The organism is Photobacterium galatheae, from assembly GCF_000695255.1.
GTDB classification, from domain to species: Bacteria; Pseudomonadota; Gammaproteobacteria; order Enterobacterales; family Vibrionaceae; genus Photobacterium; species Photobacterium galatheae.
In genome coordinates this window covers 25,769-42,150 of sequence record NZ_JMIB01000004.1, presented here as the reverse complement: position 1 = coordinate 42,150, position 16,382 = coordinate 25,769, and the positions used below count along the sequence as shown (strand labels likewise).

Genomic DNA, 16,382 nt, shown 5'->3' with positions numbered 1-16,382 from the left:
TTTGATATCCAAGGGGAGCCACAGCTCCCCTTTTTCTACCATATGTCCCGTCTTAAGTAAGGTTACCATTCGAACGACAACTGTTGAGCCTTGGTTCCCAGTTCCAGCCCCACACTCATCCCGATCAAACGAATTTCCCGGCCTTTTTGTCTGGTCAGTGCCTCGGTCAACAAAGCTGCAAACTGACGCTTTTCCAGAACTGGCTGACTGTGTTCGACTGTGGTTTGTTGAAAATCAGCAAATTTGATCTTAATGCCCTGTCGGGCAATCCGGAGATCCGGACGGACTCTTTTCAGCCTTGATTCCAGTTCCGGATACAATCGCTCTATGACCTGCCAGCACTCATCATACTCACGGATATTCTGAGAAAAGGTTCGCTCCACCCCCACGGACTTTCGCTCCCGTGAAACCACCACTTCCCTTTCATCGATACCATGCGCACGCGACCAGAGTGATTGGCCAAATTTACCAAATTGCTGCAACAGCTTCGTTCTGTCATAGCGCTGAACATCTTTTCCAAGATAAAGGCCATGTTCGTGCAATTTCTGAATCGTCACTTTGCCAACCCCGGGAATCTTCTCCAGTGCCAAATCGGCAACAAAGGCTGGTACCTCTGCCGGAGTCACCACATACTGTCCGTCAGGTTTGTTCATATCTGAGGCAATTTTGGCGATAAACTTCACCGGCGCAATCCCAGCAGATGCCGTAAGGTGCAACTCTTCGCGGATCGCCTGACGAATATCCTGTGCGATCAGGGTTGCTGATCCCCGATGCAAAGTGCAATGCGTGACATCAAGATACGCCTCATCCAGGGACAGAGGCTCAATGAGGGAGGTATAACGCTGAAAAATTGCACGTATCTGCTGCGAGACTTCTTTATACACAGCCATTCGACCGGGGATCAGAACCAGATCCGGACAGAGCTTCATGGCTTGTGCCGTCGGCATTGCAGAACGCACCCCAAATTTTCTGGCAATGTAATTACAGGTGCTGATCACACCACGCTGTTCAGAACGGCCACCGATCGCAATCGGCACCTGTTGAAGTGCCGGATTGTCACGCATTTCAACCGCCGCAAAAAAGCAGTCCATATCAACATGGATAATTTTTCTTTGCGTGGACTGTTCAGATTCGTTCTCTGCCATGACGGATGTGCTTCACATCGATAAAACTGTTTTTATGTACAGTATTATAAGCGCCGAACCGTCAGATAGCGAGGAGCAAAAAGCCCGTGAAGATCACGGGCTTTGGAATGGTTTTTTGTGGCACTGAGTCAATCAGATAATCTGATTCTTTTTCCACTCAGCCTGTTTGGCCGCGCGCGCTTCACGTTTCAACCGCTTATCGCACGGTTCCGGGCAGTCGCATTCTTTCTCAATGCCAACAGCTCCCAGGCCACCACAGCTTCCGGAAACTGTTTTGCGCTGGAAAATATAACCCACAGCCATCGCGACAATGACCAACAGAAATACACCAAAAGTTGCTACATATACCAACATACTATGCTCTCAGATTACTTTTTCTGCATGTAAGGGGCAAAGGCCTCGGAAGTATATTCTTGAAAGCCTTCGTCTGTACTCACAATCAGCAGCACCGGCAGGTTTTCCTGATTTGCCAGTGCAATTGCCTTTTCTTCACCCATCACAGAAAACGCAGTGGCCAGGGCATCTGCAGTCATACATGCCGGATGCAAAACAGTCACAGACACAACACGGTTTGTGATTGGCTTCCCCGTTTTCGGGTTAATCAGATGCGAGTAGCGTACACCATTTTCTTCAAAATAGTTACGATAATCTCCGGATGTCGCGATCGCCATTTCACCCGGTTCAATCACTTCCTGAATCGCACGGCTACCATCCTGTGTCGGCTTTTCAACTGCGATACGCCAAGGAACGCCTTCCTGGTTTTTGCCTTTCAGGCGAATTTCACCACCAATTTCAACCAGATAATCCTGGACACCTAGCGAGGCAATATAATCTGCAACCACATCAACCCCGTACCCTTTCGCAATGGACGATAAATCGACATAGAGTCCAGGCAAATCTTTGATTAAAGTGTTTCCTTCGACTTTCAGATGCGAAATCCCGACCTCCTGGCGACGTGCTTCCAGATCCGCTTCCGTTGGAATCACTTCAGGACGCGCTTCCGGGCCAAAGCTCCACAGGTTGACCAATGGACCAACCGTGACATCCAGCGCACCGTCTGTCAGTTCAGACAGGCGAATCGCCTCCTTCACAACTTTCGCGGTATCCGCCGAAACCTCAAACGGCTCACGGCTGGTGTGCTGGTTAAATTGACTGAGCTCGGACAGCTTACGATAGGTCGACATCTGATCATTCACCAGTTCAAGACGCCGATCGACTTCTTTCTGAAGTTCAGCGTCACTCGGTAAGCCTTCCTGCTTAATCAACTTAATTGAATAGTATGTCCCCATCGTGGAGCCAGTCAGGTGAATCAACTGACGTTGCTCACTACAGCCACTGATTATCAGTGCCATCACCAGCAACATGATTGCTTGGGTGAACAGTCTTTTCATGCAAGGGGTCTCCAAAATACAGCAAATAGCCACTCAGACAGCCTCAGACATTCATGTCATTCAGTCAGGTCATTGGTGTGAGGTCATGTGAGTGCTTCGGGTTCTTCAAGGACAAATCAGGGATTGGTTGACGAAAAATGGCTGACCCAGAAGGTCAGCCATTCTTAAGTGATGCTTCAGGCAGTCTTAGCCACCGAAGTCATCCAGCAGGATGTTTTCATCTTCAACACCCAGATCTTTCAGCATGCTGATCACAGCGGCGTTCATCATCGGTGGACCACACATGTAGTATTCGCAGTCTTCCGGTGCTTCATGATCTTTCAGGTAGTTTTCATAAAGCACATTGTGGATGAAGCCAGTGTAACCGTCCCAGTTGTCCTCAGGCATCGGATCAGACAGGGCACAGAACCACTCAAAGTTATCGTTCTCGTCTTGCAGCATATCGAAATCTTCAACATAGAACATTTCACGCTTAGAACGAGCACCATACCAGAAGCTCATCTTACGCTTAGAGTGCAGACGCTTCAGCTGGTCGAAGATGTGAGAACGCATTGGTGCCATACCCGCACCACCACCGATGAAGACCATTTCTGCATCTGTGTCTTTTGCGAAGAACTCACCGAACGGACCAGAAATCGTCACTTTATCACCGGCCTTCAGTGACCAGATGTAAGATGACATGATGCCTGGTGGGACATCCGGGTTACGAGGTGGCGGCGTGGCAATACGCACGTTCAGCATGATGATGCCTTCCTCTTCCGGATAGTTCGCCATCGAGTATGCACGGATTGTGTGCTCATTCACTTTCGACTCGTAACGGAACAGGTTAAATTTATCCCAGTCCTCACGATATTCTTCAGGAATGTCGTAATCTGCATACTTCACATGGTGAGCAGGCGCTTCGATCTGGATATAACCACCCGCACGGAATGGTACAGACTCACCGTCTGGAATCCCCAGCTTCAGTTCTTTGATGAAGGTTGCCTTGTTATCGTTAGAGATAACTGTACAGTCCCACTTTTTCACACCAAAGATTTCTTCTGGCAGCTCGATGTCCATGTCGGCTTTCACGTTGACCTGGCAGGACAGACGCTCACCTTCACGGGCTTCACCTTTTGTAATGTGATCCAACTCAGTTGGCAGAATATCACCACCACCTGATTTCACTTTCACACGGCATTGGCCACAAGAACCACCACCGCCACAAGCAGAGGATACAAAGATACCGCTGCTCGCCAGAGCACCCAGAAGCTTACCACCCGCAGGGGTCGTAATCGCTTTTTCAGGGTCGTTGTTGATTAGGATAGTAATGTCACCTGATGGTACCAGCTTGGATTTAGCGAACAGGATCACTAAAACCAGAGCCAGGATAATCAAGGTGAACATAACTACGCCAAGAATAATAACATTCATGAATTATTCCTTATTATCCTGATTACAGCTGTACACCGGAGAAGGACATAAAGCCCAACGCCATAAGACCAACGGTGATAAAGGTGATACCCAGACCACGCAGGCCCGCTGGTACGTCAGCATATTTCAGCTTCTCGCGGATACCCGCCAGAGCAACGATTGCCAGCATCCAGCCCACACCAGAGCCAAAACCGTACACAACAGACTCAGCAAAGTTGTAGTCACGCTGTACCATGAAGGATACGCCACCGAAGATCGCACAGTTCACGGTGATCAGCGGCAGGAAAATACCCAGCGCGTTGTACAGCGGCGGGAAGAAACGGTCCAGAATCATTTCCAGAATCTGTACCAGTGCCGCAATCACACCGATGAAGGTGATGAAGTTCAGGAACGTCAGGTCCACGCCTTCAGCAATTGCACCATCTTTCAACAGCAGGTTATAAACCAGATTGTTCACAGGCACAGCAATGGTCAGGACAACGGTAACCGCAACACCCAGACCAAAAGACGTTTTGACTTTCTTTGAAACCGCCAGGAATGTACACATTCCCAGGAAGAAAGACAGTGCCATGTTCTCGATGAAAATCGAACGAACCAGTAAGCCAATATAATGTTCCATGTTTCCCTTACTCCTTCGCTTCAACTTGTTCCGGACGGAAAGTACGAATCGTCCAGATCAGGAAGCCAATCAGGAAGAAGGCAGACGGTGCCAGCAGCATGATACCGTTTGGCTGATACCAGCCACCTTCAGAGATCAGCGGTAGTACCTGCATACCGAAGATTTTGCCTGAGCCCAGCAGCTCACGGAAGAAACCAACAGTAATCAGGACGAAGCCGTAGCCCAGACCGTTACCCACACCATCCAGCAGAGATGGCAATGGTGCAGACTTCATGGCATAAGCTTCTGCACGACCCATCACGATACAGTTGGTGATGATCAGACCAACGAATACAGACAGCTGCTTGGAGATGTCGTAAACATATGCCTTCAGGATCTGGTCAACCACGATAACCAGAGACGCAATGATCGCCATCTGCGCGATAATACGGACACTGCTCGGGATATGGTTGCGTACCAGAGAAACAAAGAAGTTGGAAAATGCCGTAACAAAAGTTACCGCCAGCGTCATCACAAACGCAGTTTCCAGTTTCGTGGTTACAGCCAGGGCTGAACACACACCCAGTACCTGCAGAGCGATCGGGTTATTGCTAACCAGCGGCCCCAGCAGAACTTTTTTCATTTCTTTCGTATCAGCCATTGTTCAGGCCTCCGTTACGCACTTTAGTCAGGAACGGACCAAAGCCGTTTTCACCCAACCAGAACTGGAAGGTATTCTGCACGCCGTTGCTTGTCAGTGTTGCACCTGACAGGCCGTCGATACCGTGAGCATCACCTTCAGGTGCGCCACCTTTCACGACATGGATTGCAGGTTTGAAACTGTCATCAAACAGTTTTTTGCCTTCCCACTGAGCACGCCATTTCGGGTTTTCAACTTCACCACCCAGTCCAGGGGTTTCACCCTGCTCGTAGTAAGTGATGCCAGAAACTGTGTTACCGTCGGTTTCAACCGCAACGAATGCGTACATCATCGACCACAGACCTTTACCATTCACAGGCAGGATCAGCTTCTGGATCTGATTGTTGTCATCTTTCACCAGATAAATCTTGGCAACGTTTGCCAGACGAATCAGCTTCGCTGGGTCAGTGGCTGGATCCAGTTTCTCAGACAGAGCCGGATTTTTCGTTGCGTCACGCTGGTCATAGTCTGCTGGTGATTTTCCATCAACAGAATCAACGAAGTTGCCGGTTTTCAGATCAACCAGTTTTGGTTCAATGTACTGGTTGTACGTTTCACCAACTTTCACACCCTCTTGCAGCAGACCTGCCACGGACAGAATGTTGCGCTGTACATCCAGCTTCGCGTTCACTTGCTGCATCGGACGCAGCATAACTGCCGCAGTTGAAACCACAATCGAGCACACCAGACTCAGGGCAACAACAACGGTCAGCGTTTTCTTGATGCTATCGTTCTTACTTGACATGACGAGCCAGTCTCCGTTTGATGTTGCCTTGAATCACTGCATGGTCAAACAGCGGGGCAAACAGGTTAGCGAACAGAATCGCCAGCATCATGCCTTCCGGATACGCAGGGTTAACCACACGAATCAGAACAGCCATCACACCGATCAGTGCACCATACCACCACTTTCCTTTATTGGTGAAAGCAGCAGAAACAGGGTCAGTGGCCATGAACATCATACCGAACGCAAAGCCACCCAGAACCAGGTGCCAGTGCCATGGCATGCTGAACATTGCATTCGTTTGAGAACCAATGATGTTGAACAGGGTTGCAGCCGCAACCATACCGATCATCGTACCGGCAATGATACGCCAGGACGCAATTCCCAGATACACAATGAAGGCACCGCCAATGAAAATGAACAGCGTTGAGACTTCACCAATCGAACCTGGAATACGGCCAATGAACGCATCCATCCAGCTAATCGCTTCGCCAGTCATCGTGTTCACTACGGCAGCCTGACCACCGGTCGCCCACTGGCTCAGTGCCGTTGCACCAGAGAAACCATCGGCAGCAGTCCACACCAGATCACCAGAGATCTGAGCAGGATAGGCGAAGAACAGGAAGGCACGGCCAGCCAGCGCAGGGTTCAGGAAGTTACGGCCAGTACCACCGAAGACTTCTTTCGCCACAACAACACCGAAGGTAATCCCCAGTGCCGCCTGCCATAATGGCAGTGTTGGCGGAACGATCAGCGCAAACAGAATCGAAGTCACAAAGAAACCTTCGTTCACTTCGTGTTTACGGATCATACAGAACAGCACTTCCCAGAAACCACCGACGATAAACACAGTCGCGTAGATTGGCAGGAAGTAGGTTGCACCCAACAGCATTTTACTGCCCCAGCCTGCATCAGCACCTAAGGTGCCGCCCAGCGCTTCGGTCAGCCAGTAATGCCAGTCGCCCTGAATCACTTTCACCAGTTCTGCACCGGCATACAAGTGGTTCAGACCAGCAACAGCCTGATGGCCCACGTTGTACATACCCCAGAACATTGCTGGGAATACGGCCAACCAGACCATGATCATGATACGTTTCAGGTCGATACTGTCACGTACGTGAGAGCCAGTACGGGTGACCATACCTGGGGTATACAGCACGGTTGCAACTGCTTCGTACAGTGCAAACCACTTCTCATGCTTACCACCTGGCTCAAAGTGGTGTTCGATCTGCTCGAGGAAATTCTTGAGGCTCATGAATTACCCTTCCTTCTCAATCTTGTCCAGGCATGCACGTAGCATTGGACCGTACTCATACTTACCTGGGCACACGAAGGTACACAGCGCCAGATCTTCTTCGTCCAGTTCCAGCACACCCAGCAGTTGGGCACTATCGCTATCACCGGCACACAGATCACGCAACAGCAGTGTTGGCTCAATGTCCAGTGGCATGACACGCTCATAGTTACCGATTGGCACCATAGAACGCTCACTACCATTGGTGGTGGTGGTCATGTTGTACAGTTGGCCTGGGAAAAATTGGCTAAAGAAAGCGCGTGTGACAGAGAATTTGTTCTTACCAGGCGTGATCCAGCCCATGAACTCTTTCTCACGGCCTTCACGCAGTGCAGAAACCTGCAGATGGTAACGACCCAGATAAGCATGAGGACCAGTTGCATGAATACCATTCAGCACTGAACCAGACAGCACACGCAGTTCACCGGTCAGCAGCTCGCCGTCCGTCAGCTGATCAATCGAAGCACCAATCAGGGTACGGATCAGACGCGGTTCATTCACAGCCGGACCTGCCAGAGAAACCACACGCTCAGCATGCAGTTCACCCGTCAGGAACAATTGACCAAAGGCAATCACATCCTGATAGTTCAGGTGCCACGCAACATTGTTCATGTCGGCGCCGAACAGAGTGTGGATATGTGTACCCACCAGACCCGCTGGATGCGGACCGTTGAATACATGCTCTTCAACATTGGCTTCGTTACTGCGTGGCAGGCTTGCACCAGACTTACACACATAAACTTTGCCACTTGTCAGACGAGACAGAAGGGCCAGACCAGCAACGAAGGCTTCGCCTTGTTCGTTGATGATCACTTCCGGATTGGCTGCCAATGGGTTGGAATCCATTGCATTGACAAAGATCGCCTGCGTTTCAGCATCGATTGCAGGAACCTTGCTGAACGGACGTGTACGCAATGCTGTCCACAGACCAGACTCGACTAACTGCTCTACAATAGCAGCGCGGTCCAGCTGTGATAGCTGCGCTTTGTCGTAACGGTTAAAGGTGATCTGCTCATCGCCTTCGATATCGATGACGACAGACTGGAGAACACGCTTAGCACCACGATTGACTTCCACAACCTTGCCGCTGGCTGGAGCAGTAAATTTCACGCCCGGGTTCTTCTTATCTTCGAAGAGCACCTGACCTTTTTTTACTACATCCCCTACGCGGACATGCATCGTTGGACGCATACCGACGTATTCTTCGCCAAGCAAGGCGACTCGAGTGATGGCTTTGCCATCATTTATCGCCTGGGTAGGAGTCCCAGCAATTGGGATATCCAGACCCTTCTTTATTGTAATCATACGCACTTGCACTACATTAACGGGAAAAAGAACTTGTTATTGCGCAATTTAGACACGACTTTCCTTGGTCCGAAGCCGGTATCAGAAACCACCAGCACCGCAACATCCTATTTACTCTTTCATCACACAATGGGATGACGAGTATTTTCGAGGGCCGGATTTTAGCATTAATCAACTGCTTTTTACTATGGCAAAGCTCGCTAATCGGACTGAAATTCAGCGATAGCTGATGTGCTAAGAATCACTGTGATAGATAAATTTGACCCAACGCACACTTGCGGTGAATCATCCGGCACTTGCTACGATCATTGTGTTTTTCTGCTCTTTACAATCCAGTATCAATTTCTCAACACCACAGGACCGTCGGTTAAACTCACGCATTCGATGTCTATAAAGCAGCAAAATTCCATGCAATTTTGCATCGTTTCTGCAACATATGTTTTCAATCTCTCACACCAGGAAACCACCTTAGAGATATTCGGGAGTCAGTATAGACGCCCCAGCAGAAGTCAAAGTGATTTACATACGCCCAATGCGAATAAAAAACGAACGACACGCATCTTACGCCATCATTCCAACTTCACTCACTTACCGACTTCAAACTTCAGGCTGTAAAAAACCGCAAAGCTGCGGTTTTTATCTGTTCGTTCTGTCAATCGGTATAGCTTAACTTACCCGAACTTACTGCCACCCAAACAAGCCGGTGAAGCCGGTGCCGCTTGTTGGGTCTGCCACTCCTCCGGTGTGTAGGTGTGAATCGCCAACGCATGGATATGATTTGCCAGTTCGTCGGCCAAAACCGTATTTACCGCTCTATGGCGACCAATCAGGCGCTGACCTTCAAATTCGTGGCTGACAACAATGACCTTAAAGTGACTTTCAGCCCCTTTTGGCACATTGTGCATATAGCTTTCATTCACCACTTCCAGGTGAACCGGAGATAAAGATTGCTGCAGTTTTTGTTCGATGCGTTCCTGGATCATATGTCCTCCTGATACGGCGCTGCCCACTGCCCGAAAAACCGTCATGGTGAAAAATACAGCGGCATTTTGTGGAAAAACACAACAATCGGCCACAGTGATCAGGTTAGTCTTTGCAGCATCGCCAGCATCTGCGAAAATATTCAACCCGACAACATACCCTAAAGATAGCCTGAATGAAACCTGAGCTCACCCTGCATGGCCGCAGCCTGCGGCTGCAACGTTATCCCGTCCGGAACCGAGAAACCCTGCAAGCCTGGGATGCAGCCGATGAATACCTGATCAATCAGGTCGAAGCGATGAAAGAGGCAAAGCAACCGGCCCTGACGCCCGAGCGCCCCATCGTGATCCTCAACGACGGTTTTGGTGCACTGGCCTGCTGGTTCGCTGCACAGGCGAACGTCGTTTCATCAGGCGATTCCTACATTGCACGCAAAGCCAGTGAAGCGAATCTGGCGGACAACAATCTGTCTGCGGTGACGTTTACCGATTGCCTCGCGCCGTTGCCCGAGAATCCGCAACTGGTTTTAATCAAGCTGCCGAAGAACAACCGTTTGCTGATCTGGCAACTGGCACAACTGTGTGCTGCCTTACCAGACGACTGCACTGTGATTGCCGCAGCCAAAGCCAAGGATATTCACACCTCGACCCTGAAACTGTTCGAGAAACATTTGGGGCCAACCAGCACATCACTGGCCGTCAAAAAAGCCCGGTTGATTTTCTGCAAGCCAGACAAAACACTCGCAACCGCCATGCCGGACATTCAGCGCTGGGATGTCCCGGAATACAACCTGACGCTGACCAATCATGCCAATGTGTTTTCCGGTGAAAGTCTGGATATTGGTGCCCGGCTGCTGCTGGAACACATTCCTCAGGATCCAAAACTCAAAACCATCATTGATTTGGGCTGCGGAAACGGGGTGATTGGTTTGCATGCCGCACGGCTCAACCCGGAAGCCAGGATTACCTGTGTTGATGAAAGCTATATGGCTGTAGCTTCCTGTCGCGAAAATGCTGACCTGAACCTGACGAACCGGAATCAGTTGACCGCTAAAGTAGATAACTGTCTGGAAAGTATGATAAATGAGGACGCTGATCTGGTGCTGTGTAATCCGCCATTTCACCAACAAAACACCATTACAGACCATATCGCCTGGCAGATGTTCTGCGATGCAAAACGTTGCCTGCGCCGTCATGGCCGGCTCATTGTGATCGGCAACCGCCATCTGGGCTATGATGGAAAACTCAAGCGCCTGTTTGCTAAAGTACACCCAATCGCTCAAAACAATAAATTTGTGGTTTATCAAGCTGAAAAATAAACCCGTTTTTGAACATTTTGGCTGGCCAACAGCCTGTTAAATAAGGAACACCTGGATGAAACCGCTTGTTTTTGCTGTCTCACTACTGGCTTTAACGGCCTGTACTGCGCCAACGGATACGCAGCTTTCCCTTCAGCCAACCCCGACACTGGCCGCTCAGCCAAGTGTACAGGGTTTGCACCTGAACCTGGAAAGCCGTGACCTTCGCACAGCACAATTTGTTGCCGTGATCGATAACGGCGACAAGAATGTTCACCCGCTGCATGCCCGGGAAAACCTGCGTCAAACCCTGCAAAATGCGCTATCCCGTCAGTTAGAATCTCAGGGCATTCAAATTGACCACGACAGCCAGAGCACACTGCGTCTGGACATTCTGGAAGCCTTGGTCAACGTCAAGCAAAGCACACTCAGCCACACCCTGAGCAGTAAACTGCAGCTCCAGCTGGTTCTGACCACGCCCAACGGCAAATTTATCAAGCGTTATGCAGGCAAGTCATCCCGGGAAGGTGCCATGACCGCCTCTGCGGCGTCAATGGAACTGGCTATGAACGGCCTGATGGATGCCGTCCTGCGTGATATCCAAACCGATACTGAACTGAACAGCTACATGGAGGAGAACCTGTAATGCGCCGAATTTTAACTGCTGCCCTGCTAACCCTGTCGTTTTCTGCTGCAGCCGCTACACAAGTTGCCGTAGAAACCAGTCTGGGAGAATTTGTGGTTGAGCTGAACGAAGAAAAAGCACCGGTCACCACCAAGAACTTCCTGCGCTACGTCGAAGATGGCAGCTACGTCGGCACCATTTTCCACCGCGTGATTCCTGGTTTCATGGCTCAGGGAGGTGGCTTTGATGCTGAGTTAAACCGTCGTCCGAGCTACGATCCCATCAAGAACGAATCGGACAATGGCCTGAGCAACCAACGAGCGACGATCGCCATGGCCCGGACTCAGGTGGCTGATTCTGCAACCCGTCAGTTTTATATTAACTACCAGAACAACACCTTTTTGGATGGTCAGGCGAACCGTCCGGGCTATGCGGTATTCGGCAAAGTTGTGAAAGGGTTCTCAGTTATTGAAAAAATGGCCGCAATTCCTACAACAACAGTCCGCTCAATAGGTATGAAAGATGTACCTCAGCAGCCTATAGTTATTAAAGCCATCAACATTATCAAAAAGTAGACTGACGTCCCTGGCCGTGAGTCTGCGGCCAGGTGATCCCCATGCTTAGACTCGTTTCCTCACAGCCGGATGTGCCAACGGAGCAAATCGCCCGTCACATTGCTGACCACGCGCCTGCATTAGCGCTGTCGATGCTGGGCACCATCAATGGGGAAACCAGTTACGACGCCTTAAGGCAAACCTGCACAGAGCAACTCCATGACTGGTGGCAACTCTGTGTTGCCAGCGGCACGCCAGACACCCCATATGAATCCGTTTACTGGTATTTACTCCATCTGATGGAATCCCTGGAAGAACACCAGCTCCTGGGCAACTGCTTTATTCAGTTTCGGGTCACTGCCGGTGCCAAATACCTGCTGGGGATCGGCGAAGCGCCAGAGAAAATGCAGGGAATTCGCCCTTAAACACACATTTCTCCCCAACGACGCCACAATTTTGACGTTTTGATGGTTTTTCTCCCCCCGACATGCTGATACCTTTATATCTTTGTCCGGTCTGAAGGTGCAATCTGTACCGCACCACGTCAGACTGGACAACGCGTGTTTTATTTTTATGCAGAAGAGGGTCCATTCCGATGGAGCAAGCTGTTGACGACCGTCCCGGCACTGGCTGGCGTGTTTATCTAGAAAAGAAAGTCCTGATCATGCTGGCACTGGGCTTCTCGTCTGGCCTGCCAATTCTACTGGTTTTTGGAACCCTGTCTTTCTGGTTACGGGAAGCGGAAGTCAGCCGGACCGATATTGGCTACTTCAGTTGGGTGGCTCTGGCCTATGGATTTAAATGGGCCTGGTCTCCGCTCATTGATCGCTTTCCCGTGCCGCTGTTTTCAAAACTTTTAGGACGGCGACGAGGCTGGATGGTCTTTTCCCAATTACTGATTATTGCTTCGCTCTGCGGCATGGCGATCAGTAATCCACAAGCAGACCTCTCCCAGTTAGCCATCTTTGCGGTGATTGTCGCCATTGCCTCGGCATCGCAGGACATCGTGATCGATGCTTACCGGATTGAACTGGCCACGGAGCGTTTGCAGGCTGCTCTGGCCGCCGCATATATGACAGGCTACCGACTGGCCATGATTATGGCGGGTGCGGGTGTGCTGGCTATTGCAGCGCTGTTTGGCTCAGACACCAGCTACGATCCCATTGGCTGGAAAACGGCATACTTCATCATGGCGGGCTTGATGTCGGTGGGCTTTATCACTGCATTGTGCATTCATGAACCTCAATCGAATGGCAAAGCCATCGACAAACTTGAGACAGAAATGCGTCTGCGCCTTCAGGATGCCAATGTGCCCTACCCGCTGGCCAGAGCGATGGCCTGGTCGTATACCTCAGCCATCATGCCATTCCTGGACTTTTTCAAGCGCTATGGCAAAGCCGGCATGCTGTTGCTGGCCCTGATCGGTTGTTACCGGATTTCAGACGTCGTGATGGGGATCATGGCAAACGCCTTCTATGTCGATATGGGTTTCAGTAAAAGTGAAGTGGCCACAGTTTCCAAAGTCTATGGCGTGATCATGACGTTGGTCGGTGCTGGCCTCGGTGGTCTATTGATCACCCGTTACAACACCTTACGCATTCTGGCGCTGGGGGCCGTGCTGGCAGCACTCACCAACCTGTTATTTATGGCATTCACATACATTGGCAATAGCCTGCCTATGCTCACACTGGTGATCTCGGTAGATAACCTGAGCGCCGGAATTGCGACAGCAGCCTTTATCGCCTTCATGTCGGGCCTGACCAATGTGGCATTCTCGGCGACGCAATATGCGCTGTTCAGTTCTATCATGTTGCTGTTCCCGAAATTTCTGGCCGGTTTCTCTGGCCTCTACGTCGACCATTTCGGCTATAACATCTTCTTCCTGAGCACCGCTTTGATTGGTCTGCCTGTACTGCTCCTGATCAAAGCTGTCGAAAAATACGCCCCACATCAGAATTAATTTTTCAGGAAAGTGAACTTTGTCTGGTCTGAATGTTCCAACAATTCAGGCCAGACATACCCTCGCCCCACCCCCGTTTTTTCTGTTTTTGTTGACACCTGCCTAGCACTTTTTGGCTTTGTTTGATTTCAGATAACAATCTGCCTGTTCGGGCATGAACACTTATTGACCAAAAGCTCATTAGGTTCGAAGTATTTACATCAAATCAAAGGCAAAAAGCGATCAAAATCACCTTTGTATTTTTTTGTAATCCATTACACAAGATCCAATTCACAATCAAAAAATTAGAAGTGAAACGTTACATTCACATTCGTGACATCAAACAATACACTGCTCGCCATTGAAAACGGACTGGTTAAAAAAGTCCGGTCTTTTAAATCCAATGAGCGAGAGTTGACGATGCGTAAATCCCTTGTTGCACTGAGTGTACTGGCAGCCTCCCTGTCGGCTGCGACCCAAGCTGCTGATTACACCGACGGTAATATCCACAAAAACGACTACAAATGGTCTCAATTTAACCTGATGTATGCGTTTGACGAGCTGCCAGGCGAATCCAGCCACGATTACCTGGAAATGGAATTCGGCGGTCGCTCCGGTATCTTCGACCTGTATGGTTATGTGGATGTTTTTGACCTGACGACAGATCCAGACAGCGATAAAGCGGGTAAAGATAAAATCTTCATGAAGTTTGCGCCACGCGTCTCTCTGGATGCCCTGACTCAAACTGACCTGTCTTTCGGCCCAGTGCAGGAGCTGTACATCGCAACGCTGATGGAGTGGAGTGGTGGTAAATCTGGCAAAGGAGAGGTTGGCCCGAATACACAAAAAATCGGTCTGGGTTCTGATGTCAATGTACCTTGGCTGGGCAAAATCGGCCTGAACCTGTATAGCACTTACGATTCAAACAAAAGAGACTGGAACGGTTACCAGATCTCAACCAACTGGTTCAAACCTTTCTACACCTTCGACAACGGCAGTTTCGTGTCTTACCAGGGTTACATTGATTACCAGTTCGGCATGAAAGAAGAATACTCTTCAGCCAGCAACGGCGGTGCAATGTTCAACGGTATCTACTGGCATTCCGACCGCTATGCTGTGGGTTACGGCCTGAAAGCTTATAAAGATGTTTATGGTATCAAAGATACTGATGGCTTCAAATCTACCGGTTTCGGCCACTACGTGAGCATGACTTACAAGTTCTAAGTTCGCATCACAGTACACGAGCATATACAGCAAAGGCGCCGTCTGGCGCCTTTGTTTTTTCTTTCCCATTCCTGAGACAACTTTTCTCTGCCGCTTTATCAGGCTTTGTGCTTCATTTTCTTCAGAATTTCCCATCCCCTACGCTACACAGGCATCTGGCGAGTATTTTCAGGTTCTGCCAGGCAGGCATCCCATCCGCAATACACTAATCTTTTAAGTTAGACATTGTCTTTCTGTTTAGAAACAAGTCTCTGTCAACAAGCACCAAGCAATGGCATCGATAAACGATAAGTGAGAACGCCAACATGAAACAGACACCGTTAGCTTTGGCTCTTGGAGCTGCACTTGTTGTCCCTGGAATCAGCCTCGCCGCAGATTATACCGATGGTGATATCCATAAAAATGACTATAAATGGTTCCAGTTCAATATCATGTACGCCCTGGAAGAATACCCACGCGCCCCGGATGATCCATCCGGGCACGACTATCTGGAAATGGAGTTTGGTGGTCGCTCTGGCATTTTTGACCTCTATGGCTATGTCGATTTCTTCGACCTGACGGAAAGTGATGCCAGTGATAAGAAAGACCGGCCGAAAATGTTCATGAAATTCGCTCCCCGCGTTTCTCTGGACGCCCTCACCAAAACAGATCTCTCATTTGGTCCGGTACAGGAACTCTACTTCGCCACCCTGTTTAACTGGGGTGGTGGTGCCCACGACGTCAATAACTCCTTCTGGGGGATCGGTTCTGATGTCATGGTGCCCTGGTTTGGTAAAGTCGGCCTGAATCTGTATGCCCTGTATGACGTCAATGCCAAAGCATGGAACGGCTATCAGGTCTCCACCAACTGGTTCAAGCCCTTCTATACCTTTGAAAACGGCTCATTTATCTCATATCAGGGATACATTGATTACCAGTTCGGCGCAGATGACACGTTTCAGGGCAACTCCCAGGCAACGCATGGCGGGAACTGGTTCAACGGCCTTTACTGGCATTCAGACCGTTTCTCTGTCGGATACGGCCTGAAACTCTTCTATGACGTTTATCTGATTGAAGATTCAGATGCTTTTGAATCCACGGGTCCGAGCCACTATTTCTCGGTCACCTACAAGTTCTGATCAACATAAACCAGTCCGGGTGCTGAGGGCATCCGGACTTTCTCTTTCCTCTTAGATTTATCAGCCGTTACAAT

General features: G+C 49.8%; 17 protein-coding genes. 7 read left to right on the top strand and 10 right to left on the bottom strand.

Translation table 11 applies throughout. The annotated features are described in order from the left end of the window. Positions 1–62: 62 nt before the first annotated feature. From dinB to bolA, 10 genes are all read right to left on the bottom strand, one after another. Positions 63–1,145: a DNA polymerase IV gene (gene dinB / locus EA58_RS01880; protein WP_036748336.1), complete on the bottom strand. Its 1,083-nt coding sequence runs from the start codon at positions 1,143–1,145 to the stop codon at positions 63–65. 132 nt (positions 1,146–1,277) lie between these two features. Then, positions 1,278–1,499 carry a (Na+)-NQR maturation NqrM gene (gene nqrM, locus EA58_RS01875; RefSeq protein ID WP_036748335.1) on the bottom strand — a complete coding sequence of 74 codons (222 nt, stop codon included), beginning with the start codon at positions 1,497–1,499 and terminating at the stop codon, positions 1,278–1,280. Positions 1,500–1,513: 14 nt separating this feature from the next. Next, positions 1,514–2,536, bottom strand: a complete 1,023-nt coding sequence (locus EA58_RS01870; protein WP_036748333.1) for an FAD:protein FMN transferase — start codon at positions 2,534–2,536, stop codon at positions 1,514–1,516. A 186-nt stretch (positions 2,537–2,722) separates the two neighbouring features. Further along, complete coding sequence (gene nqrF, locus EA58_RS01865) at positions 2,723–3,949, bottom strand: NADH:ubiquinone reductase (Na(+)-transporting) subunit F (RefSeq protein ID WP_036748331.1); 1,227 nt, start codon at positions 3,947–3,949, stop codon at positions 2,723–2,725. Positions 3,950–3,971: 22 nt separating this feature from the next. Beyond that, entirely contained in the window at positions 3,972–4,568 is a 597-nt protein-coding gene (gene nqrE, locus EA58_RS01860; protein ID WP_036748328.1) for an NADH:ubiquinone reductase (Na(+)-transporting) subunit E, read from the bottom strand. Between the two features lie 7 nt (positions 4,569–4,575). Then, positions 4,576–5,208: an NADH:ubiquinone reductase (Na(+)-transporting) subunit D gene (locus tag EA58_RS01855; protein ID WP_036748327.1), complete on the bottom strand. Its 633-nt coding sequence runs from the start codon at positions 5,206–5,208 to the stop codon at positions 4,576–4,578. Next, positions 5,201–5,992, bottom strand: coding sequence for a Na(+)-translocating NADH-quinone reductase subunit C (locus EA58_RS01850; protein WP_036748325.1), 792 nt, complete (start codon positions 5,990–5,992; stop codon positions 5,201–5,203). Before EA58_RS01850 ends, EA58_RS01855 begins: the two co-directional genes overlap by 8 nt. After that, positions 5,982–7,226: an NADH:ubiquinone reductase (Na(+)-transporting) subunit B gene (locus EA58_RS01845; RefSeq protein WP_036748323.1), complete on the bottom strand. Its 1,245-nt coding sequence runs from the start codon at positions 7,224–7,226 to the stop codon at positions 5,982–5,984. The genes EA58_RS01850 and EA58_RS01845 overlap by 11 nt, the downstream gene beginning before the upstream one ends. Before the next feature lie 3 nt (positions 7,227–7,229). Then, a complete protein-coding gene (locus EA58_RS01840; RefSeq protein WP_036748321.1) occupies positions 7,230–8,570 on the bottom strand; it encodes a Na(+)-translocating NADH-quinone reductase subunit A in 1,341 nt (446 codons plus the stop codon). A gap of 671 nt (positions 8,571–9,241) precedes the next feature. Then, on the bottom strand, positions 9,242–9,553 hold the full coding sequence (bolA, locus tag EA58_RS01835) for a transcriptional regulator BolA (RefSeq protein ID WP_036748318.1): 312 nt from the start codon (positions 9,551–9,553) through the stop codon (positions 9,242–9,244). A 173-nt stretch (positions 9,554–9,726) separates the two neighbouring features. On the opposite strand from bolA, the gene EA58_RS01830 reads away from it, so the two are divergent. The 7 genes from EA58_RS01830 (at position 9,727) to EA58_RS01800 (ending at position 16,308) form a co-directional block, all read left to right on the top strand. After that, complete coding sequence (locus EA58_RS01830) at positions 9,727–10,869, top strand: methyltransferase (RefSeq protein ID WP_036748316.1); 1,143 nt, start codon at positions 9,727–9,729, stop codon at positions 10,867–10,869. A gap of 55 nt (positions 10,870–10,924) precedes the next feature. After that, positions 10,925–11,494, top strand: a complete 570-nt coding sequence (locus EA58_RS01825) for a YajG family lipoprotein (RefSeq protein ID WP_036748314.1) — start codon at positions 10,925–10,927, stop codon at positions 11,492–11,494. Further along, the gene (locus EA58_RS01820; RefSeq protein ID WP_036748312.1) at positions 11,494–12,048 is read left to right on the top strand and encodes a peptidylprolyl isomerase; all 555 of its coding nucleotides are present in this window, start codon (positions 11,494–11,496) and stop codon (positions 12,046–12,048) included. Before EA58_RS01825 ends, EA58_RS01820 begins: the two co-directional genes overlap by 1 nt. A 41-nt stretch (positions 12,049–12,089) precedes the next feature. After that, a complete protein-coding gene (locus EA58_RS01815; protein ID WP_036748309.1) occupies positions 12,090–12,452 on the top strand; it encodes a hypothetical protein in 363 nt (120 codons plus the stop codon). 170 nt (positions 12,453–12,622) lie between these two features. Further along, positions 12,623–13,987 carry an AmpG family muropeptide MFS transporter gene (locus EA58_RS01810; protein ID WP_036748305.1) on the top strand — a complete coding sequence of 455 codons (1,365 nt, stop codon included), beginning with the start codon at positions 12,623–12,625 and terminating at the stop codon, positions 13,985–13,987. A gap of 399 nt (positions 13,988–14,386) precedes the next feature. Further along, positions 14,387–15,190: a nucleoside-specific channel-forming Tsx family protein gene (locus tag EA58_RS01805; RefSeq protein ID WP_036748848.1), complete on the top strand. Its 804-nt coding sequence runs from the start codon at positions 14,387–14,389 to the stop codon at positions 15,188–15,190. 305 nt (positions 15,191–15,495) lie between these two features. Next, complete coding sequence (locus tag EA58_RS01800) at positions 15,496–16,308, top strand: nucleoside-specific channel-forming Tsx family protein (protein ID WP_036748302.1); 813 nt, start codon at positions 15,496–15,498, stop codon at positions 16,306–16,308. Positions 16,309–16,382 lie beyond the last annotated feature (74 nt).